Source organism: Myroides phaeus (assembly GCF_009799805.1).
Lineage (GTDB): Bacteria > Bacteroidota > Bacteroidia > Flavobacteriales > Flavobacteriaceae > Flavobacterium > Flavobacterium phaeum_A.
Window position 1 is genome coordinate 937,747 of the sequence record NZ_CP047050.1, and the last position, 22,735, is coordinate 960,481.

Genomic DNA, 22,735 nt, shown 5'->3' on the forward strand with positions numbered 1-22,735 from the left:
GCCACATATGTGGCTTTTTTTTTGTCCTATTATTACGTTTGCTTTTCTACCTTTGCAATCTCTATGGAACAACAAAATTTAAAATATCCTAAAAAGGAAAAGCTAAAGAGCAAGATAGTAATAGACGAACTGTTTACTACTGGAAAATCTGTTAGTAAATATCCGCTTCGCATGGTTTATGTACCAAGTGAAAATAGCGATAACGTACCTTTAAAAACAGGTGTATCTGTGTCTAAGCGTTACTTCAAAAAAGCGGTAGATAGAAACTACTTCAAAAGACTACTACGCGAAGCTTATAGACATAACAAACAAATGTTGTTAGACAACATCGAACAGCCTTATGCTATTATGTTGTTTTACCAATCTAAAAACAGGTTGACTTACCAAGAGATTAATGAAAAAATGGTTAAACTCTTTGAAAAGTTTATCGAAGCAAACAAAGCAGAAAAAGCCGTTGTTACCAATTCTGAGGAAGAATAATATTTAAACGTTTTCATTTGTATATATCCTTAAAAAACAATAACTTAAACCTACTCTTTTCTTTCTTTAAAAGAAACTGAAAAATACAGAATGGTAATTATTGTTTAAACTAAATTATAGCCTCACTTTTGATGCTTATGGGTACCAAAGGATCTAATCAAACTATTGATTTAAAAACGGATAAAAAGAACAACAAAACGATAGCTATTATCAAGGCAAATCAGCCTTGGAAATTATATAAAGCGAATTCTTCTTTTGTAATTAATGCTGCTCAAGAAATAGCAAGTGGCGATTCTAATGACTCTATATCATTAGGACAGATAGCATCCTTTCAATTATTTGCTTTTGAAAACAATCGAAATTATGATATCACAGGGCTTAGATGTTTGCCCTTAGAAGGACAAAATAATTTTAGAGACCTTGGTGGTTATAAAACTACAGAAGGAAAAACAGTTAAATGGGGACTCCTTTTTAGATCAGGTCAATTAAGTAGTTTGTCGGAGAGAGATCTTCGTTACCTCTCTTCTATTCCATTGTGCACTATTGTAGATTTTAGAACAAATGAAGAAAGAGATAGTCAGGTTACCAAACTACCTTCGTCAACCATAAATGACATTTCGTTGCCCATATCTCCAGGGAATTTAAGTCGGGAAATAGTTGAAAATATGATTTATGAAGGTGAAGTTGAACAAACTGTCCAATTCTTAACCGACATAAATGAGCAACTAATTCTTATCAATCAGGAACAATACAAAGCTTTCTTTGCTATTTTACAGAAGAATACTACTCCACTTATGTATAATTGTACTGCGGGAAAAGATAGAACTGGTTTAGCAACAGCTTTACTTTTAAGTGCATTAGGAGTTGATAACGACACTATTATAGCAGATTACTTATTGACAAATACGTTTGTAAACTTGTCTATTGATGTAGTAAAAGACAAATACTTATTAGCCAATAATCAGCAAGCGGAAGCATTGATGACCTTGCAAACAGTGAAAAAAGAATACTTGTTAAAAGCACTTGAAACAATCAAACAACATTATGGTTCCGTTGAAAGTTACTTGACGAATCAGTTAGCGGTTGATATTCCTTTGATGAAACAATTGTATTTATATTAAACATCTCATTTCTTAATAAGATACTTTAGTATTATCTATATTGAAGTCTTTTATAAGCATAATAAACACTATTTAAGCTATCATCTCCTTTTTTACAACTTACGAGAAGTTAATTAATAAATAGCCATTAAAAGCACCCCAAAATTAACTCAATACAATATAGATATACATATAAACGAAAAAAGCGAATGATTAGATCATTCGCTTTTCTTTATTTTAAAACGCATTGTTTGAATTATTGCTTCAAGTTCAAGAAGTACGTTTCGTTTTCCCATCGATGGATTGTACACGAGACCTTCTATAAACAAATATCTTTTTTCCGTAGAATCTCTAAAGACATAACTTAGATATGGACCACTCATAAAGCTATTTTGCATATCCCAAGTTCCTTTTAACTCAATTGCTTTTCTATTGTCAAAAGAGATTTCCTTGTTAAATGGTATAAATCCTTCGTTCAATTTCATAAACGAATTATCTTCAATCGAATGAATATAACGTCCATTTACAGAATCTTTTACAGCTAAAATATTGTGTAATTCTGTATCCTTATCATTTAATATTCTTTTTAATGGTACATCATAAATAAGAATATTACTATTCCCTGAAGCTACATCCTTTTTATACCAAACAAAATGTTCATTACTACTAATTTCTTTATAATCAGAAGGAACATTGATCGTAATCTTAAATCTATCTTCAAACTTTTCTCGATCAATTAATTTACTTGCATTAAGGGTCTCAGTAATTGTAGAAACCTCTAATTGATGCATCGTTTTGATGATAGAATCAATGTTCTTTTTAAAAGCCTTTACAACAGCTAATTTTGAACCACCATTAACAACAAAATAGTTTTGTGGTGAAGCAAACTTATTCTTCTCAAGAGAGAAAAACTCATCATTATGATTGTCTGAAAAGACAATAATATTACGTCGATCCTTAGTTTTAGATGAGAACAAATTAGGAGATATTTGTTCGATAGTAAACAAAGGTTCTGACGGACTAATTCCGTCTACAGAAGCTGCTAAATACTCTCGAATGCTGTCTCCTACATTACCATACCACAATCTATCGTTTACAACTACTAATACACTGTTATACTCCCCCACAGATTTAGTTGATAATTCTGTAGTTGGCGCATCTTTACAATTAGCAAAGCATAATAAAACGATAAAGAAATAGAGGTATCTCACGAAAATCTAAAAATTAAGTAACTAATTTAATTGATGCGTAATTTCATTCCTGGCTGAATAGCATCATTATCTTTCATATTATTCATATTCTTCAATTGAGCTAATGATACCCCTGGCAATTTTTGACTTATAGAATATAATGAATCACCTTTTTTAACTGTGTAAAAAGAGTTTTTAGCACTTGATTGAGCCACAGTAGCTTTACCAACAACTAATTTCTTTCCAGGATATATAATGTTACTTTTCATATTGTTCAACTTCTTCAATTGAGCAACACTAATACCATATTTATTAGCAATAACACCAATACTTTCACCTTTCTTAATAGTGTGATAACGCGACTTTACACTCTTTGTTTCTGCAACAGAAACTTCTAACAAGCTTGGTAATGGTTTCTCTCTTCTCTCCTCTTCAAACGCAATATAATCATAGATTTTATCTTCATTTGAAGCCATTAAACCAATCTTAGAAACAGGTAATCTTAAGAAACTTTGTTTTCCACTTACATAAGGAACAACTTGCAACTTATACGTTGGATTTAAAAACTCTATTTCAGCTTTAGAAACATCTAATAATTTAGCTACCTGATCAAAACTAATCGTCTTCTTAACAGCGATTGTATCTGTTTCTACCAGTTTAAAAGGTGAGCTATTTGATGTAATTCCGTGTTCTTTTGCATATTCAAAAATATACATTGTAGCATAGAATGCAGGTAAATAGTTTTGTGTTTCACGTGGAAGATTTGGTCTAATATTCCAATAGTTTGTATAACCATTAGAACGACGAATTGCCTTAGTAACGTTACCAGGACCAGCATTATACGATGCTAATACCAAGTCCCAATCACCAAACATTCCGTACAAATCTGACAAGAATTTAGCAGCAGCCTCAGATGATTTAATCGGATCAATACGATCATCTACATAAGAATTTACTTCTAAATTATACTGTTTACCAGTAGGATACATAAACTGCCATAAGCCAGTTGCACCAACTCTTGAACGAGCAACAGGATTCAATGCAGACTCAACAATAGCAAGATACTTCACTTCTAATGGAACGTCGTGTTTAGCTAATTGCTCTTCAAACATTGGAAAGTAGTATTCAGACAAACCTAATAATCTTTCAAAAGAGCGTTTTCTATTTTTAAGAAAAGACTTAATAACACGTTCTAAAGTTTCGTTGTATTCTACTTTAAAAGGTGTTTTCTCATTTAAACGTTGCAAACGTTCTTTTAAAAGTTTCGTTGGTAACTCATCTAAAACTATAGTTCCCTCGTCAAAATTTGCATCAGCTAATTCATTTTCTATTTCATTAAATAGATCTTGATTTAATAGCTCATTTAACCATCGCTTTTCTATTGAAGCACCGGTAGCATGATTTACGAATGTATTCTTGATAGAGTCAAGATACACTACAGGATCAATTTCCTTTTTGATTTCGATACTCGTGTTTATAGGTTCGCTCTGTCCCCATACAGAATATGAAAACAAACTACATACAACAAAAGTTAATGCTTTATAGTTCATTGGTTTTATATTTGAAAAGTACCCTCTTTTTCAAGAGGGTACTTTTTATTTTATTCTTGAATTGCTTTAATACCCGGTAAAGCTTTTCCTTCTAACATTTCTAACATTGCACCACCTCCAGTTGACACATAGCTCATTTTTGGAGCTAAACCAAACTGTTTTACTGCCGCAACAGAGTCACCACCTCCTACTAAAGAGAAAGTTCCTTTCTTAGTTGCTTCCGCAATAAAGTTTCCTAATTCGATTGTACCATTAGCAAATTTCTCCATCTCGAATACTCCTAACGGCCCATTCCACAAGATAATTTTTGATTCAGCTACAACAGGTTTTAAGCTCTCTAATGTTTTTGGTCCTACGTCAAGTCCTTGCCATCCGTCAGGAATTTCATTAGCAGCAACAATTTTTACATTTGCATCAGCTGCGAAAGCGTCAGCAGCAACAATATCAATTGGCAAGTGAATTTGTACATTTTTCTCTTTAGCTTTTTCTAAGATTTCTAAAGCTAATTCGATTTTATCATCTTCACAGATAGAGTTTCCAATCTTTCCACCTAATGCTTTGATGAATGTAAAAGTCATACCACCACCAATGATCATATGATCAATTTTATCTAAGATATTCTCGATAATAGTGATTTTAGAAGAAACTTTTGAACCTCCTAAAACAGCAGTAACAGGTTTATCTGTACTATTTAATACTTTATCTAAACTCTCTATTTCTTTAGCTAATAAATAACCAAAACACTTATTTTCACCGAAGTATTTAGCTACAATTGTAGTTGAAGCGTGCGCTCTATGTGCTGTTCCAAATGCATCGTTAATATAGAAATCAGCTAAAGAAGCTAAAGCTTTAGAGAACTCCTCTTCACCTTTTTCTTCTTGAGCATAAAAACGTAAATTCTCTAATAATATTACATCACCAGATTTACTGTTATCAATTACAGCTTTTACGTTATCTCCAATACAGTCGTTTACAAATGTTACTTCTCTTCCTAAAACTTCTGCTGTTTTAGCAACAATATGTTTTAAAGAATATTTCTCATTAACTTCTCCTTTTGGTCTTCCTAAGTGAGACATTAAAATAGCAACTCCACCATCATTTACTACTTTATCAATAGTAGCTTTAGCAGCTTCTATTCTATTAGTATCTGTAACATTAAAATTTTCATCTAATGGCACATTAAAGTCAACGCGAATTAAGACTTTCTTATCTTTAAAATTTAAGTTTCCGATAGAACTCATATCAAATATTTTTATATTCTAATTTAACATATACAAATATAATTCTTTTCCTGCACCAGAATATCTGATATTTGTTAGGTATAAAAACAAATTTAACACTTATTATGATTATATACTAATCAAAAAAATAGTTAATAATGTAATATCTATTAGATTATATTTAATTATTAGAATAAATATATTATTCATCTGTTATTACAAATATATATTCACTAATTCTATTACTACATAACATAAATTAGACCAACAAATATTATTTTCAAATATTTAGTAATGCAATTATAACAATAATATGCTTTACATTATTTCAATCGCATAGGATTTAATATATCTTTGTATTATGCAATTCTCAGATATTATAGGCCAAGCCTACCTTAAAAATCATTTAATTCAAACTGCATCTACAGGTAGAATACCTCATGCACAGTTATTTATAGGTCCTGAAGGTTCAGGTACATTACCTATGGCAATAGCGTATGCTCAGTATTTACTTTGTCAAAATGTTGGAAATGAAAATACTGGAGGAAATGATTCTTGTAATATTAAATTCAATAATTTATCACATCCTGACTTACATTTTGTATATCCTGTAGCAACAACAGATGCGGTTAAAAGAAATGCTACAAGTGATTTGTTTGCTTCACAATGGCGCTCTTTCATCAAAGACAATGTTTATGGAAACCTTTTTGATTGGTATTCACATATTGAAATACAAAATAAACAAGGACAAATAGGTGTAGATGAAGCAAGTGAAGTTCTTAAAAAACTTGCTTTAAAGTCATTTGAGGGTGGGTACAAAATTATGATTATCTGGATGGCAGATAAAATGAATACAGAGGCGTCAAATAAATTATTAAAGCTATTAGAAGAACCACCTGCAAAGACATTATTCTTATTGATAGCAGAGAATGTAAAGAACATTATCCAAACGATTTTATCAAGATGTCAAGTTCTTAACTTTCCTCCTATTAACAATCGTGAGATAGAAGAAGCTTTGATTGTAAAACAACAATGTGATAGACAAGAAGCAGCTTTAATTGCTGGTCAAGCACAAGGAAGCTATAATAAGGCATTAAAATTATTACTCAATAAAAATAGTACACAACCATACGAAAAATGGTTTGTTCAATGGGTACGTGCTGCTTTTAGAGCCAAGGGAAATGCTGCTGTAATTCAAGAGTTGATTGAATGGAGTGAAGAATTAGCTGCTTTAGGTAGAGAACAACAAAAGCAATTTATTGAGTTTTGTATAGAACTGTTTAGACAAGCACTTTTAATCAATTACCAAACGCCAAACTTAGTTTATTATAAAACAACAGTTGACAATTTTAAACTTGAAAAGTTTGCCCCTTTTGTCAATGGTGCTAATATTAATGACATTTATAAAGAATTGTCAGATGCAATTTACCATATTGAACGAAATGGAAATGCGAAAATGATATTTACTGATTTATCAATTAAATTGACAAGACTAATTCATCGTAAATAAACTAAAATAGGCCTTATGCATTGATACATAAGGCCTATTTTATTTGATAGTATTAGTTCATCAAATTGTAATATTACTCTTCACTTTCTTTCAAAGCATCTTTTGCGCGTTGAAATAACTTTAATTCTTCCCAAGAATACAAGTCTTCTACTGTAGCTTTTATTTCTGATAAAGGTTTGTCCTTAAAAGTGATAAATAACTCTTCTAATTCATCTATTTTGTCTTTAGGAAGTATCTCATCAAGTTGAATCAAACCATCTCCTACCAGTTTACCTAAATGCGAATAGATAGTAGTAGGAACCAGTTTTCTGATTTCAGCAATCTCTTCTATGCTTTTCTTCTGTTTCCAGTATTCCAAAGTAATTGAAGTGGTAGATTTTTTCTTTTCCTTCTTCTCCCCTTTTTTTGTTGAGGAATATTTACTTACATCATCGTCTTCATCTAAATCTAATTGAGTATCTCTTAGTAAATTTGCAATATTAACTAAGTGGTTAATTTTGTATTCACTAATTTCTAATGAACGTAAATTTTCTTTAGAAATCTTCTTACCTTCTTCTAAGAGTTGTAACATTTTTTCAGCTTTTTTCATCTGAATGACTTGCTTCAATAAAGCGTCTTCTAAAACAACTAACTCTTCATAAAAACCTTTTAATTGTCGTTTTCCCTTAACTTGAGCAATGTTAAAAAGTAATTCAAAAACAAGGTGATCCATCATTGGAAAAAAGTACTGATAAGCTTTATTAACTCTTTCCTTTACGTGGGCAAACCTAAAATTCTCTTCATTAAATAAACATCTTAATTGATGAACAAACTTCTCTGAATGAATAAGCATATCGTTCAAACTTTTGGTAGTTTTAATTGCCCATGGTTTAAAAGAATTCTTTTTACTACGATCTGTTTCTGCATCATAAGTATGTATATGAGCATGCCAAAGCGTACCAAGATTAAACCAAGAATAGGTATCTATTAAAAAGTTTCTAAGGAAGTCTTTAGTTGCTAACTGCAATTCTTGTGTTAATCTATCTACAGTGGCTTTATTATTTGCATAGCTCATTACCTCTTCATCATTTACTAAACCATTCATCTGAATAGGAGAGAGTAAAACTAAGCCTTCTAACGACCTTAATCTTGATAAAGCAACGTATGCTTGTCCAGGTAAGAAAACGCTTGATACATCAAGTACAGCTTTGTCAAAAGTAAGTCCTTGACTTTTGTGTACTGTTATTGCCCAAGCCAACTTCAATGGATAATGCGTAAACGTACCTAATACCTCTTCAACAATTTCTTTTGTATTAGGATCTACAGTATATTTTATATTCTCCCACTCGTATTTTTCAACTTCTATAGTTTCGTTTTCTTCGGGGAAATGAACAAAAATCTCATTGTTTGATAGTGATTTGACAATCCCCATTTTTCCATTGTAAAATCGCTTTTCAGGAGAAATATCATTCTTTATAAATATAACTTGTGCTCCCACTTTTAAGCTCATATTAGCTTCTAATGGAAATAGTTTTTCAGGAAAATCACCAACAACATCTGGCTTAAATACAAACTCTTTTTTATCAATACCATCTAAAGCATCTTTATTAATTTTGTCTGCTTTAGTATTATGAGTAGTTAAAGTAATATATCCAGGATTATTCTTAATATCAAAATCAGTTTTGATAAACTTGTTTAGCAATTGAACATCTTGAGATGTTACTTGATTATTTCTTAAGTTATTTAATATCTGAATAAACTCTTGATCAGATTGTCTAAAGACTTTATCAAGTTCAATGTACAAGGGAGGAAATTGTCGCACAACTTCTGAATGGAAAAAAAATACTCCTCCATAATAGCGTTGCAAAACATCCCATTCAGCTTGCTTGACAACTGGTGGTAATTGTAGTAAATCGCCAATAAAAAGGACTTGTACACCACCAAAAGGTTGTGGATTCTTTCTTATGCTTTGTAGCATAAAATTCATTGCGTCTAAAACATCAGCACGAAGCATACTAACTTCATCAATAACTAATAAATCCATGTTCAAAAACAACGCTTTACGGACTCTACTCATACGCATATGACGCTTTAGAGAAAGCTTATTTTCAAACTTTATATTGTCTGTAAAAATGGGTGGATTCTTCGTATCTGGAACAAAAGCTGCGAATGGTAAATGAAAAAAGGAATGTATCGTTACACCCCCTGCATTTAATGCTGCAATTCCAGTAGGAGCAACAATAACAGCGTTTTTATGGGTGGTTTGTATGATTTCTTTTAATAAAGTAGTCTTCCCTGTACCCGCTTTTCCTGTTAAGAAAATAGATCTATTTGTCTCATTAATGAACTGTAAAACAAATTTTGCTTCTTCTGAAAAGTTATTCATTTCTGATATTTTTTTACAAAATACAACAAATAAATAATTCTAAAACAAAAAAATCCCATGCAATTGCATAGGATTTTTTAATTATATAAAACTATTATTTAGTTTCTTCTTTTTTCTCTGCAGCTGGAACTGCTGGTTCATCAATCTTAGTTGCTGCTGATGTACCTTTATATTTAGCGTTAAGCTCTTTTAAGATAGATTCAGTAATATCATACTGCTCTTTTCCATAAATAACTGTAGAAGCCTCTTCTGTGTTGAATACATAGTCTAAATTGTTCTTTTTAGCGTATTCAGAAATATATTCTTTTACTTTCTTTACAACAGAATCAATTTCTTGTCCACTCTCCATTTGTAGAGATTGAACCATTGCTTGTTGTTGATATTGTAATTGTTGTTCTTTCTTTTGTAATTCAGCTGCTTTTTGTTCTGCCCACGCCTGACCTTTTTGACGAGCATTAGCTTGGAAGCTTTGAACTTCTTGTTGGAACTTAGCGATATCTGCTTCTAAACTTTTACCTTTTTCTTCAGATTGAATTTTATATTTAGATTCTACGTCTTTTACTTCTTCGTATTCTTTCATCAGTTTAGACGAATCTACATAAGCCGTTTTAAATTCAACAGCAGCATTTGAATTATTGTTGCAAGAAAATAATAATCCTGCGAACCCTAACATTAAAATTGTTTTTTTCATTTTCGATTTTTTAAACCTCTTGTAAAAGTAATAAAACTTTTAAAGTATTATGTAATTATTTTAACTATAAACAAATCCTATAGATATAAGTTTTTTAATCAATGTTCTATATCTAAAACAATCTTTTTTAAAGCGATTTAAGACAGTATTAAAAAAGTAGACTCTTATTGTATACAAATAGACACATTCTACCCTTAAAATCACTCTAATTACTAATTTACTCTTTTTTAATCTAAATTGACTTGCGAAAACTAAATTGTTTTCTTTAAAGAATAAATTAAAGAAGAATATTCTAAATTACGTCTTGCTTCAATATTTGATTTCAATCCAACTGAAAAAGCTTTTAGCCAATTCTTTTTTCCGTGTTTAATTTCTTCAGATAAAAGAGAAACATAAAAACTATCAAATAGCATTGGATAGGTATCCTGTAAAATAAATCCGAAAGGATTAAATAATAAAGGAATTGATTGTTGAGAAAAATGCCATAGATGTCGTGGAACATCATAAGCTGCCCAATGCTTTCCATAATATTGAGCATCGTAAGATTTATAATTAGGAACAGCTATTATTAAAATACCGTTCGGCTTTAATAATCTATAAAGTTCTTTTATTTGATTTTCTAAATCGGGTACATGTTCTAAAACATGCCATAAAGTAATAACATCTAATGTCCCCTCTTCTATACTTTTTGTATCTTCTACAATTGATACTCCCTTCTCTTCGGCTAATTTTCTTGCACCCAAATTTGGTTCATAACCTACTACATTCCAATTTCTATTTTTAGCTGCTGCTAAAAAATCACCAGTTCCACATCCTATATCTAAAAGGTTTCCTTTAGACTCTTTTATAGATTCTAATAAATTCAATTTATTTTGAATAGCCTTTCTTTTGATAGTTTGATATACTTTTTCAAAAAAGGTAGTCTTCTTATCTGTATGTGAAATATAATTTTCACTCTCATAATATTTTCCTAACTCTTCAGATTTAGGTTGAGGAATTGTTTTTAATAGATGATAAGATGGATCTAAATACAGTTCAAATTTTTCATTAGAGACGGAATAATCTTCTACTTCTAAAAATTTAATATTGGATTCTATCTGCATTTTTCAAGTTTTAAAACATCAACAAATATAATCAAGATAATGCCATATTAAAGTTTAAATATTATTATTCTCTATTTAGATAAGAATAATACTTCATCATACTTTCTGTTTTTAAATCAAATATTAAAAGACAGTCGATATATAAAAAGGTAAAATGAAGTATGAAAAAGATATTCTATAGAATATAAAAACTATCTTTTCTATTTTCTATTAAACATACAAGGGATATAATCTATACCTACTTTATGATTTAAATAATACAATTACTTGTCTCATAAACTACCTTTAATTCTATAAAAGATTGCTACCATAATTACAGCATTTATATTGGATAACTACAATTACAATTTATAGAAAACGAAGTAAAGATAGTTTTCTTTTGAAACGAATAGAAATAAAAAAAGGGTGTTCCACGTGGAACACCCTTTACTATATAATAAGATTTTATCTTCCCATATGTATTAATAAAATAGAAACATCGGTTGGTGTTACACCACTGATACGTGAAGCCTGAGAAATTGTAATAGGTTTAATCTTTTTCAATTTCTCTCTTGATTCAAAGGATAATGATACTATTTTATCGTAATCAAAATTGCTTGGAATCTTAACATCTTCTAACCTTGTTAACTTATCTGCATTAGATTTTTCCTTCTCAATATAGCCAGAATATTTAACTTGAATCTCTGCTTGTTCTAAAATCTCTTGATCTAAATCATGCTCTTCAATATATTCTTTTACTTTTTTAAACTTCAATATATCGCCTAATTCTATTTGAGGACGAGAGAAAACTTTAAACATTTTATCAGGTTGACTCATTAAAGAAGAACCTTTCTCCTCTAAAATAGGATTTGCCTCTTCAGTTTTTACACTCGTTTCTTTAAAGAATTGAACGAAGCTCTCTGATTCTTCACGTTTAAATTCCATTCGTCTTAGACGTTGTTCTGAAGCTAATCCAAGTTCAAAACTCTTAGGTGTTAATCTAAAGTCAGCATTATCTTGGCGAAGTAAAGTTCTATACTCTGCTCTTGAAGTAAACATTCTATATGGTTCTTCAGTTCCTTTAGTAATTAAGTCGTCAATTAAAACTCCAATATAAGCTTCATCTCTTCTTAAGATAAAAGGTTCCTTACCATTAACTTTCAAATGTGCATTCATACCCGCCATTAAGCCTTGCGCAGCTGCCTCTTCATACCCAGTTGTACCATTGATCTGTCCAGCGAAAAATAATCCATCTACAAGCTTAGTTTCTAAAGTATGTTTCAACTGTGTAGGTGGAAAATAATCATACTCTATAGCATACCCAGGTCTAAATATCTTAGCGTTTTCAAATCCTGCTACTGAACGTAATGCTTTTATTTGAACCTCTTCTGGTAAAGAAGTAGAGAAACCATTTACATATATTTCACATGTATTCCATCCTTCTGGTTCTACGAAAATTTGATGTCTATCTTTATCAGCAAAACGATTAATCTTATCTTCAATAGAAGGACAATAACGTGGTCCTATACTTTTAATTCTACCTGTAAACATTGGAGAACGATCAAACCCTTCTCTTAGTAACTCGTGAACCAAAGGAGAAGTATAAGTCATATGACAGTCTCTTTGTTCAACTAATGGTTTTGTAACATCTAAATAAGAAAACTTCGCAGGATTCTCATCTCCAGGTTGCGCTTCCATTTTAGTATAATCTAAAGAACGACCATCTACTCTTGGAGGAGTTCCCGTCTTCATTCTACCAGAAACAAAACCTGCTTTAACAAGATCTTCTGTAATTCCATATGCAGCACTCTCTCCTGCTCTACCACCACCAAATTGTTTTTCTCCGATGTGAATCAAACCATTTAAGAAAGTACCATTAGTTAGAATAACTGTTTTAGCTTTTATCTCAATACCAAGATTCGTAACTACTCCTTCAATACGTTCGTTCTTTATAATCAATGAACGAACCATATCTTGATAAAAATCTAAATTTGGTGTTCCTTCTAACATTAATCGCCATAACTCAGCAAATCTCATACGATCAGACTGAACCCTTGGAGACCACATAGCAGGACCTTTAGATTTATTCAGCATTTTAAATTGTATTGCAGTCTTGTCAGAAACAATACCTGAGTAACCACCCAAAGCATCAATCTCACGAACAATCTGTCCTTTTGCAATTCCTCCCATAGCAGGATTACAAGACATTTGTGCAATATTTTGTAAACTCATTGTAATCAATAGAGTCTTTGATCCCATATTTGCAGCAGCAGCAGCAGCTTCTGAACCAGCATGCCCTCCTCCTACAACTATAACATCATATGTATCTTGAAATATACTCATTGTTCCACGTGAAACATTAAATTAATAAATATAAATACTATTGTTCCACGTGGAACATAGCCATTTTTTCTTCTTCTTTTGAACGCATAAGTTTAGAATCCTCATCAGTCTTATCCTTATAACCACAGTAATGCAGTATACCATGACACATCACTCTTAAAAGCTCTGTGCTAAACTCAACGTTAAAATCTTTTGCATTATCTCGCACCCTTTCCACAGATAAGAATATATCACCAGAAATAATTTTACCCTCAGTATAATCAAAACTAATAATATCAGTAAGAGTGTCATGATCTAAATATTCTACATTAATATTATGTAAATACTCATCATCACAGAAAATATAACTAATCTCTCCCAGATAAAAACCTTCTGAAGCAATAATGGATTCAATCCATTCTTCATACAGGTTTTCGTTATCTAATTGAAAATCAGACTCGTAGTTAAATGAAATCATGTTTTTCTATCTAAAATATAATACGAGCAAAGGTACAATGAAAAATAAAAAGTAAACTTAATTTGCTCACAAAAAATAATATTTTTCAAAATATAAATTAGTGAGATTCAAAGCTTAATCTCACACTTTAAAATTAATGATCCAGATTTTCTCATATTTAAAATCAAACTTTAAAATATTTTAAATATTCAATTCTGAAAGCTACTATACAAATAGAAAAGAGCTCAAATATTGGATAATTACTAAAAAAATAAAATAATTTTAGAATAACAAAAAATTCAAAATTTCTAAAAATCAACTGTCACAAAAATACAATTAAAAATTAAGATATTATAATTTAAAAAAAACTATCCCATTACTACCACTCAAGCATTAATTGACAATAATACTCACCTACTCTTCTATACAATCAAAATAACTTTACAATGTTTTACTCAACACTTTCTATTCAAAAAATAAAAAGCACTTAAAAACAGTTTAAAGTAAACAGTATAATTTTTCACATCTGAACATCTGATCAGAAAAAATTAGAATATTCAAATTATGGAGAGCACTTAAAAAAATACTACGAAAAAGTAACTTCGTATAATTTTCATATCTGAGCATCTGATCAGAAAAAAACAAAATATCAAAAATATACAGAGCACTTAAAAAAGTACTACGAAAAAGTAACTTCGTATAATTTTCATATCTGAACATCTGATCAGAAAAAATTAGAATATTCAAATTATGGAGAACACTTAAAAAATTTCTACGAAAAAATAAGTCTATATAATTTTCATATCTGAACATCTGATCAGAAAAAATTAGAATATTCAAATTACGGAGCATCGCTAAAAAATTGCTACGAAAAAAATAACGTCGTATAATTTTCATATCTAAACGACTGATCAGAAAAAATTAAAATATTCAAATTACGGAGCATCGCTAAAAAATTTCTACGAAAAAATAAGTCTATATAATTTTCATATCTGAACGACTGATCAGAAAAAAACAAAATATTCAAATTATGGAGCATCGCAAAAATAATGCTTCAAAAAAAATACTCTATGTAATTTTCATATCTGAACGACTGATCAGAAAAAAACAAAATATTCAAATTATGGAGCATCGCAAAAATAATGCTTCAAAAAAAATACTCAATGTAATTTTCATATCTGAACGACTGATCAGAAAAAACAAAATATTCAAATTATGGAGCATCGCAAAAATAATGCTTCAAAAAAAATACTCTATGTAATTTTCATATCTGACCAGATCTATTAAACAAACTTAAATATCGAAAATATAGAGAGTCCTAAAAAAGTACTACGAAAAAATAGCTCCATATAAATTTCATATCTGACCAGATCTATTAAACAAACTTAAATATCGAAAATATCTCCTCTTTCTAAAATAGAAAATGTTCGTCGTGGAACATTACAAACAATACTTCCTTCAATCAAAAAACAACATTTAAAAAATTTGAGTTATCAACGTTATTAACATCATTATATATTAATAAAAGAAAATTTAAAATTTAAAAAAAATCTTTCTCTATTATATTGTCTGTTAATATGTACAATAACTTTTCTCAATAAATTCTTTAATTTCAATTATTAATACTTATCAACATCTTATCATTTTGTAACTACTTAGAAATAAATAGTCTAAATAGGTTATCAACAATCACTTTTTTCGTTATCAACAGTGTTTTTTCGATAAGTGAGGGTGTGTAAAACTGTTGATAACCCTATTTTTTAGTATTGATATGTCAACAATAGAATTTAGAAAATAAATTTGGAAATGTGGTTATCAACATTGTATTGTAAATTATCTTGAATATGCAAAAAATAGTTATTGAATTCTTTCCATAGTTATCAACAGAATCGGTGAATTATTATCTACTTGAATTACAGTATTTTAACTTTCTTTATTAACAATGGGCTCTATTGTTGTTATGATATTGATTATCAATTGAATATGATTTTATAGTTAGTAGCCTTTTATTTTTCAAGTTTCTGTAAATTGATTCTTTTGTGATTAGCATTAGGAATTTTGGTTTAGCGCATTCTTAGGTGCTTATTAAAAGGATGCTTTGTAGTTGTCATATTTTATTTTTACAATAGTTAGATAGGATATATAGTAGTTATCTTAATAATACTGAATACGATTCTATAGGATTAAATCACTTTTTTACCTGTAGTGTTTCGTACGATAAAATCTATGTAAAATAAAGATTGTCATAACTTATTGAAATACAGTTATTAAGGTAGATGTTTTGTTATTAAATATTTTGTTGACTTAAATGTGGTTTTATAATTTAATTACATTGAATTACAATAGATTAACTCATAACAAAAAGTTATAACCATTGATATATAGTATTTTATAAATAACTAACGATTATTTTGACTCCTATATATAGAGTATTTTTTCTGTGAGCTTGTTATTGCGTGAATAGTTTTATTAGGCTAATTATTAAGTGTTATTTAGTACTTAAAGTAAGTTTGTCAGTAAGTATGTAATTGAAGGAGGCACTTTTATTACTAAAACATATAAGGAAAAATATAGTTAGTATTATCTTTGTAAAAAATTTTATTACAAAATGGCTAATCAAGTTCGCGTGCGTTTTGCACCAAGTCCTACAGGACCATTACATATTGGTGGAGTAAGAACAGCATTGTTTAATTATTTATTTGCTAAAAAAAACAATGGAGTTTTTTATATCAGAATTGAGGATACAGATCAAAATAGATTTGTTCCAGGAGCTGAAGCATATATCCTTGAAGCATTAGAATGGCTTGGGATTTCTCCAGATGAAACTATAGGGAAAAATGAAAAATTTGGACCATATAGACAAAGTGAGCGTAAAGAATTATATGAACAATATGCAAACCAATTAATTGCTAATGGATGGGCATACTATGCGTTTGATTCAGCAGAAGATTTAGATGCTTTACGTAAACAAGCAGAAAGTGAAGGAAAGACTTTTATCTATAATCATAGTAATCGTGAGCAATTAAAAACTTCTTTAAACTTAAGTAAAGAAGAAGTAGATAGTTTAATAGCAAATGGAGAACCTTTTGTTATTCGTTTTAAAACTCCTGTTGGTGAGACTTTAGAATTAAACGATTTAATCCGTGGGGATATCAAGTTTGAAACGAGTTTATTAGATGACAAAGTTTTATATAAAAGCGATGGAATGCCTACATATCACTTAGCAAATATTGTGGATGATCATTTAATGGAAACATCTCATGTTATTCGCGGTGAAGAATGGTTACCTTCTCTTCCACTTCACGAGTTATTATACAAAGCGTTTGGTTGGGAAGCTCCTAAATTTGCGCACTTACCATTGATTTTAAAACCAGTTGGTAATGGTAAATTGTCTAAACGTGATGGTGATAAATTAGGTTTCCCTGTATTCCCTCTTGATTGGGTTGATCCTGTGTCAGGAGAAAAATCATCTGGGTATAGAGAAAAAGGTTTTTATCCAGAAACGGTTATCAACTTCCTTGCTTTATTAGGATGGAATGATGGAACTGACCAAGAGATTTTTTCTTTAGCTGAATTAGTTGAGAAATTCGACTTAAATAGAGTTCATAAAGCAGGAGCAAAATTTGATCCTGAAAAGAATAAATGGTTTAACCAACACTATTTAAAATTACAAGAGAATACTGATTTAGCTGATGCTTATTCAGTAATTTTGACTGAAAAAGGAATTCAGGCTGAGAAAGAATATGTAACTAAAGTAGTTTCTATGATTAAAGAGCGTGCTATTTTTGTTACTGATTTTTATGAGTTAAGTGATTTCTTCTTCGTTGCTCCAACAGAATACGATGCTAAAGCATTGAAAAACTGGAAAGAAGATACTTCATCAATAATGATGAATGTAGCAGAAGTAATAGAAGGAATTAATGATTTTGATGCCAAGTCAATCGAAACAGAAGTTAAAGATTGGATTACAAAGCAAGAAATTGGAATGGGGAAAGTTATGCAACCATTGCGATTGAGTCTTGTAGGGGCTGTTAAAGGACCGGATCTTTTTGAAATTATTGAAATGATTGGTAAAGCAGAGACTATCAAACGAATTCAAACAGCAGTACAGAAAAATGCTTAATATATAAGGTCTGAGTTTTACTCAGACCTTTTTTTGTACTTTTAAAATACAATCTTCAAAGAATATCTCATTTTGGAATTATAATTGTTGAGGAATAAATTAGTAATTTTATTCAAAAGTTAATTATAAAGAAATGAGACGATTAAGTGTACTGCTATTAATAGGTGTTTTTTCACTATTTTATTCATGCTCTAATGATGATAATAGCACAGGAGGAAAAATTGAAAAGGAATGGATTGCTTTTGTTCAAAAGCATTTAATTGGAGATTGGACTCCTAAATCAATTGAGGTAAAACCTTTAGTTGGTGCACCTGTTTTTTCTACTCCCTATCCTAATCAACCAAATTGTAAATCGGATATTCTGCGTTTTGAAAAGAACTTTACAGGTACTTTTAATCAAAACAGTTCAGATTGTCAGCTTAAAATAAATAAGTTTAAGTGGAATCATCGCTTAGGAGAATTAATCTTTACTTTAGAAAATGGTTTAGAAGTAAAGGCCGTTTTATTAAAAAAATCAGCTAATAATCTTGTTTTTGCAATTCCTGTAACTGAGATTATGCCTGTAGTTGAAAAGCTATATCCTCAGATAGTAAATGTAGATCCTGTTACATTAAAGTTATTACATTTAAAAATAAGCTTAGAAAAATAATTAATAACAAGATTATTATTTTTTTCTGTTCTTAGAAAAGTGTATTTTAACAAAAATATTTTAAAAATATACTTATGACTCCAACTTTAATTATTGTTGTTGTAGCTGTTGCTATTTTGTTTTTAGGTTTCTTTACCGTAAAACAGCAATCAGCTGTGATTATTGAGCGTTTTGGTAAATTTAATAGCATTAGACATTCAGGACTACAATTAAAAATTCCTTTAGTAGATAGAATTTCTGGTGTTGTTAATTTAAGAATACAACAGTTAGATGTATTAATTGAAACTAAGACAAAAGATAACGTGTTTGTCAAATTAAAGGTTTCTGTACAATTTAAAGTAATTCCTGATCGAGTATATGATGCTTTTTATAAGCTTGAATACCCACATGATCAAATTACATCTTATGTTTTTGACGTTGTTCGTGCAGAAGTTCCTAAATTAATTTTAGATGACGTTTTTGAAAGAAAAGACAATATTGCGGTCGCAGTTAAAGCTGAATTAAATGAAGCTATGACAACGTACGGATATGATATTATTAATACTTTAATAACTGATATTGATCCAGATATTCAAGTTAAAAATGCAATGAACCGTATTAATGCTGCAGATAGAGAAAAAGTTGCTGCAGAATATGAAGCAGAAGCGAGTAGAATTAGAATTGTAGCAAAAGCGAAAGCGGAAGCAGAATCTAAACGACTACAAGGTCAAGGTATTGCTGATCAAAGAAGAGAGATTGCTCAAGGACTTGTTGAAAGTGTTGATATTTTAAACAAAGTTGGTATCAATTCACAAGAAGCTTCAGCACTTATTGTAGTAACTCAACACTATGATACTCTACAATCAGTAGGTTCAGATTCTAAATCGAATTTAATCTTACTACCGAATGCTCCAACAGTTGCAACAGATATGCTTAATACTATGGTTGCTTCTTTTGCTGCAAGCAGTAAAATAAATGAAATGACAGGCTCAAACGTAAAAACAAGCGATTTAAGCAATAAAAATTACGAATCAAAGGATTTGTCTAATGAAATGGATTACGATGAAATAGACTAATCTAAAACCAATAAAAAAAGCTCTCAAATACTATTTGAGAGCTTTTTTGTTTTATATTTTATTTTCTCTTTCTGTTGAAAAAGAATTTTAATGCTGCAGTAATAAGGAAAGCTTGAATATTTCCAGAACTTTTAATATAGCTTGCTACAGAACCAAAAGTATTTCTAACTAATCTATCCGGAGTTAATTCATCTTTAATATTGTCAACAGATTGAAACACCTTTTGGTAATGTAAATTTCTCTTGACACGCAAAATGCGTAAGTCTTGATTTATTTCCTCAAAAGAAGTATATGCTTTTCTCATTAGACAATGATTTAATCGTTAAATATTATTTCCGACAATTTTTTAATTAGAGGTTTTTCTACCAATTGTTTTCTAAATAAATAGGCAAGCAATGTAATTAATAAGTACACTACTCCAACAATTAAAAAACCAATTGGTCTGCTATCTAAGCATTCCCCAATAGCAAAAGCAGCAGACAAGGAGAAGAATAATACTGCGATCATTATAAATAGGCCTACTAAAAGTAAGGTCATAAAAATGCTCCCTGCTTTTGCAGTTACCTTAAATCCCCATAGGCGATAATAGTTCATACTTGAGCGTAAAAACTCTTCAGAATCAACTTTTATATCATCTATATTATCTTTTATTTCCTCGAATGCCATTATAATTAAATAAGATTATTTTTTTGCGTTTTCTACAGCTTCATTAGCTTGTGTTTTCAATTCAGCTAACTTCTTTTCTAAAGTTGAAATAACTTCGTCTCTTTTCTTTCCTGTAGTCGACATAAAGCCTTCTAATCCTTCTTCAAGATCATGTTTTTTCTTAGAAACTGTATCGCGAACTTGTTTTTTTAATTCATCAATTTTATCATTTAAATCGTCTTTAGAATCATCAAATGTTTTTTTGATTTTTTTACGTGTTTTTTTTCCTTCTGCTGGAGCGAATAAAATTCCTAAACCTGCTCCTACTACTGCACCTGCAAGTAGCGCTACTACTGTATTACCTAAACGATCTGACATAACAATTATTTTTTATATGATTAATACTATAAATTTATAAAAAAAAGACGCTTTAACTGTTAATATTAAGTTAAAGCGTCTTGCTTATTTATCTTTAAGTACTAAAAATTACTTCTGTTCTATCTTGTTCCAAGTATCTCTCAAACCTACTGTTTTATTGAAAACTAAGGCATTTTCTTTACTTTCTTTATCTACACAGAAATAACCAAGTCTTTGGAATTGGAATTTATCACCATCTTTCGCTGTGCTTAAGCTTGGCTCTAAATAACCTTTTACTATTTCTAAAGAATTTGGATTTACAAAGTCTAAGAAATCTACATCTTTATTCCCATCAGGATTTTCATCCGTAAATAAACGATCATAGATTCTAACCTCTGCTTCTATTGCATGTGGTACAGATACCCAGTGAATAGTTCCTTTTACTTTTCTTTTACTTGCTTCTGTTCCACTTCCACTTCTACTCTCTGGATCGTATGTTGCATGAATTTCTAAGATGTTTCCTTCTTCGTCTTTCACTACACTTTCTCCTTTGATGATATAAGCATTTTTCAAGCGAACTTCCTTACCAAGAGTTAATCTAAAGAATTTGCTATTTGCTTCTTCTTTGAAATCTTCTCTTTCGATGTAAATTTCTCTTGAGAAAGGAACTTTTCTATAAGTCATCACTTCCTCTTCTGGGTTATTTTCAGCTTCTAACCATTCTTCTTGTCCTTCAGTATAGTTAGTAATTACTAATTTAACAGGATCAAGAACAGCCATTACACGTGGTGCAATTTTATTCAAATCTTCTCTAACACAGAATTCTAATAAAGAAACATCGATTAAGTTATCACGCTTAGCAATTCCGATTGTATCAGCATAATTTCTAATTGAAATAGGAGTATAACCTCTTCTTCTCAATCCAGAAATTGTTGACATACGTGGATCATCCCATCCTGTTACGTGTCCTTCTGCTACAAGTCTTGCTAATTTACGTTTACTAACTACCGTGTGCGATAAGTTTCTACGAGCAAATTCTCTCTGTTTAGGTCTAATATTCTCAGGAACTACTACTTGATCTAAGAACCAGTCGTAAAGCTCTCTATGAGGCAAGAATTCTAACGTACAGAAAGAATGTGAGATACTTTCAATGTAGTCACTCTCTCCGTGTGCCCAGTCATACATTGGATAAATACACCAATCATTTTGAGTACGGTGATGTGATTTCTTGATGATTCTATACATAATAGGATCACGCATCAACATATTTTTATGAGCCATATCAATTTTAGCTCTTAAAATGTGCTCTCCTTCTTCGAATTCACCATTTTTCATTCTTTCGAATAAATCAAGGTTTTCTTCTACAGAACGATTTCTATATGGACTATCTACACCTGCTGTAGTTGGAGTACCTTTTTGTTGCGCCATTACTTCAGAAGTTTGGCTATCAACATAGGCTTTTCCGTCCTTAATCATTTGTATAGTCCAATCATATAACTGTTGGAAATAATCTGATGCATATACTTCATTTGCCCATTCAAATCCAAGCCATTCTACGTCATGTTTGATTGCGTCAACAAATTCCTGTTCTTCTTTTGAAGGGTTAGTATCGTCAAAACGCAAGTTTACTGGCGCATTGTACTTTAACCCTAATCCAAAGTTTAAACAAATAGAACTCGCGTGTCCAATGTGTAAGTACCCATTAGGTTCTGGCGGAAAACGGAAATGAAGTTTTTCTGTTGGCAAACCATTTTTAAGATCTTCTTCAATGATCTGCTCAATAAAGTTTAATGATTTCTCTTTTGTTGACATGGAAATATTTATTATAACTACAAAGGTATCAAAAAAGTAGTCAATTCTTGAGTCTTTTAGCGTATTATAAATATAAAACAGTCAAATTATTTGTACTTTTAGCGTTCTTAAAACAGAAAGAATTAAT

General features: G+C 30.3%; 18 protein-coding genes. 6 read left to right on the top strand and 12 right to left on the bottom strand.

Annotated features, from left to right (window positions below; translation table 11 throughout):
- Nucleotides 1-63: 63 nt before the first annotated feature.
- Nucleotides 64-480, top strand: a complete 417-nt coding sequence (gene rnpA / locus GQS07_RS04270) for a ribonuclease P protein component (RefSeq protein WP_158209761.1) — start codon at nt 64-66, stop codon at nt 478-480.
- A 137-nt stretch (nt 481-617) separates the two neighbouring features.
- A complete protein-coding gene (locus tag GQS07_RS04275; RefSeq protein ID WP_158209762.1) occupies nt 618-1,601 on the top strand; it encodes a tyrosine-protein phosphatase in 984 nt (327 codons plus the stop codon).
- 197 nt (nt 1,602-1,798) lie between these two features.
- Here the strand turns inward: GQS07_RS04275 and GQS07_RS04280 are convergent, their stop codons facing one another.
- From GQS07_RS04280 to GQS07_RS04290, 3 genes are read right to left on the bottom strand one after another with little or no spacing between them, the layout of a single operon-like run.
- Nucleotides 1,799-2,791, bottom strand: a complete 993-nt coding sequence (locus tag GQS07_RS04280; protein WP_233269308.1) for a DUF4837 family protein — start codon at nt 2,789-2,791, stop codon at nt 1,799-1,801.
- Nucleotides 2,792-2,817: 26 nt separating this feature from the next.
- Nucleotides 2,818-4,320, bottom strand: coding sequence for a lytic transglycosylase domain-containing protein (locus tag GQS07_RS04285; RefSeq protein ID WP_158209763.1), 1,503 nt, complete (start codon nt 4,318-4,320; stop codon nt 2,818-2,820).
- Nucleotides 4,321-4,370: 50 nt separating this feature from the next.
- Nucleotides 4,371-5,561 carry a phosphoglycerate kinase gene (locus tag GQS07_RS04290; protein ID WP_158209764.1) on the bottom strand — a complete coding sequence of 397 codons (1,191 nt, stop codon included), beginning with the start codon at nt 5,559-5,561 and terminating at the stop codon, nt 4,371-4,373.
- 340 nt (nt 5,562-5,901) lie between these two features.
- Here GQS07_RS04290 and GQS07_RS04295 point away from each other — a divergent pair, with 340 nt between their 5' ends.
- Complete coding sequence (locus GQS07_RS04295) at nt 5,902-7,050, top strand: ATP-binding protein (RefSeq protein WP_158209765.1); 1,149 nt, start codon at nt 5,902-5,904, stop codon at nt 7,048-7,050.
- Nucleotides 7,051-7,123: 73 nt separating this feature from the next.
- On the opposite strand, the gene GQS07_RS04300 is transcribed toward GQS07_RS04295, so the two are convergent.
- From GQS07_RS04300 to ybeY, 5 genes are all read right to left on the bottom strand, one after another.
- Nucleotides 7,124-9,415 carry a helix-turn-helix domain-containing protein gene (locus GQS07_RS04300; RefSeq protein ID WP_158209766.1) on the bottom strand — a complete coding sequence of 764 codons (2,292 nt, stop codon included), beginning with the start codon at nt 9,413-9,415 and terminating at the stop codon, nt 7,124-7,126.
- Nucleotides 9,416-9,509: 94 nt separating this feature from the next.
- Nucleotides 9,510-10,106 (bottom strand): OmpH family outer membrane protein, encoded by a 597-nt coding sequence (locus GQS07_RS04305; protein ID WP_158209767.1) that lies wholly within the window; start codon nt 10,104-10,106, stop codon nt 9,510-9,512.
- 251 nt (nt 10,107-10,357) lie between these two features.
- Nucleotides 10,358-11,209, bottom strand: coding sequence for a class I SAM-dependent methyltransferase (locus GQS07_RS04310; RefSeq protein WP_158209768.1), 852 nt, complete (start codon nt 11,207-11,209; stop codon nt 10,358-10,360).
- A gap of 444 nt (nt 11,210-11,653) precedes the next feature.
- A complete protein-coding gene (gene mnmG / locus GQS07_RS04315; protein ID WP_199269107.1) occupies nt 11,654-13,531 on the bottom strand; it encodes a tRNA uridine-5-carboxymethylaminomethyl(34) synthesis enzyme MnmG in 1,878 nt (625 codons plus the stop codon).
- Between the two features lie 37 nt (nt 13,532-13,568).
- The gene (gene ybeY / locus GQS07_RS04320) at nt 13,569-13,988 is read right to left on the bottom strand and encodes an rRNA maturation RNase YbeY (RefSeq protein ID WP_158209769.1); all 420 of its coding nucleotides are present in this window, start codon (nt 13,986-13,988) and stop codon (nt 13,569-13,571) included.
- Nucleotides 13,989-16,575: 2,587 nt separating this feature from the next.
- Here ybeY and gltX point away from each other — a divergent pair.
- From gltX to GQS07_RS04335, 3 genes are all read left to right on the top strand, one after another.
- Entirely contained in the window at nt 16,576-18,090 is a 1,515-nt protein-coding gene (gene gltX, locus GQS07_RS04325) for a glutamate--tRNA ligase (protein ID WP_158209770.1), read from the top strand.
- A gap of 133 nt (nt 18,091-18,223) precedes the next feature.
- Nucleotides 18,224-18,739, top strand: a complete 516-nt coding sequence (locus GQS07_RS04330) for a hypothetical protein (protein ID WP_158209771.1) — start codon at nt 18,224-18,226, stop codon at nt 18,737-18,739.
- A gap of 74 nt (nt 18,740-18,813) precedes the next feature.
- Complete coding sequence (locus GQS07_RS04335) at nt 18,814-19,794, top strand: SPFH domain-containing protein (protein WP_158209772.1); 981 nt, start codon at nt 18,814-18,816, stop codon at nt 19,792-19,794.
- Nucleotides 19,795-19,852: 58 nt separating this feature from the next.
- Here the strand turns inward: GQS07_RS04335 and GQS07_RS04340 are convergent, their stop codons facing one another.
- The 4 genes from GQS07_RS04340 to GQS07_RS04355 all read right to left on the bottom strand — a co-directional run bounded on the left by GQS07_RS04340 (nt 19,853) and on the right by GQS07_RS04355 (nt 22,608).
- On the bottom strand, nt 19,853-20,098 hold the full coding sequence (locus GQS07_RS04340; RefSeq protein ID WP_158209773.1) for a DUF6327 family protein: 246 nt from the start codon (nt 20,096-20,098) through the stop codon (nt 19,853-19,855).
- Nucleotides 20,099-20,109: 11 nt separating this feature from the next.
- Complete coding sequence (locus GQS07_RS04345; RefSeq protein ID WP_090404629.1) at nt 20,110-20,460, bottom strand: phage holin family protein; 351 nt, start codon at nt 20,458-20,460, stop codon at nt 20,110-20,112.
- A gap of 15 nt (nt 20,461-20,475) precedes the next feature.
- Nucleotides 20,476-20,817, bottom strand: coding sequence for a YtxH domain-containing protein (locus tag GQS07_RS04350; protein ID WP_158209774.1), 342 nt, complete (start codon nt 20,815-20,817; stop codon nt 20,476-20,478).
- A 108-nt stretch (nt 20,818-20,925) separates the two neighbouring features.
- Nucleotides 20,926-22,608, bottom strand: a complete 1,683-nt coding sequence (locus GQS07_RS04355) for a glutamine--tRNA ligase/YqeY domain fusion protein (RefSeq protein ID WP_158209775.1) — start codon at nt 22,606-22,608, stop codon at nt 20,926-20,928.
- Between the last annotated feature and the right edge of the window lie 127 nt (nt 22,609-22,735).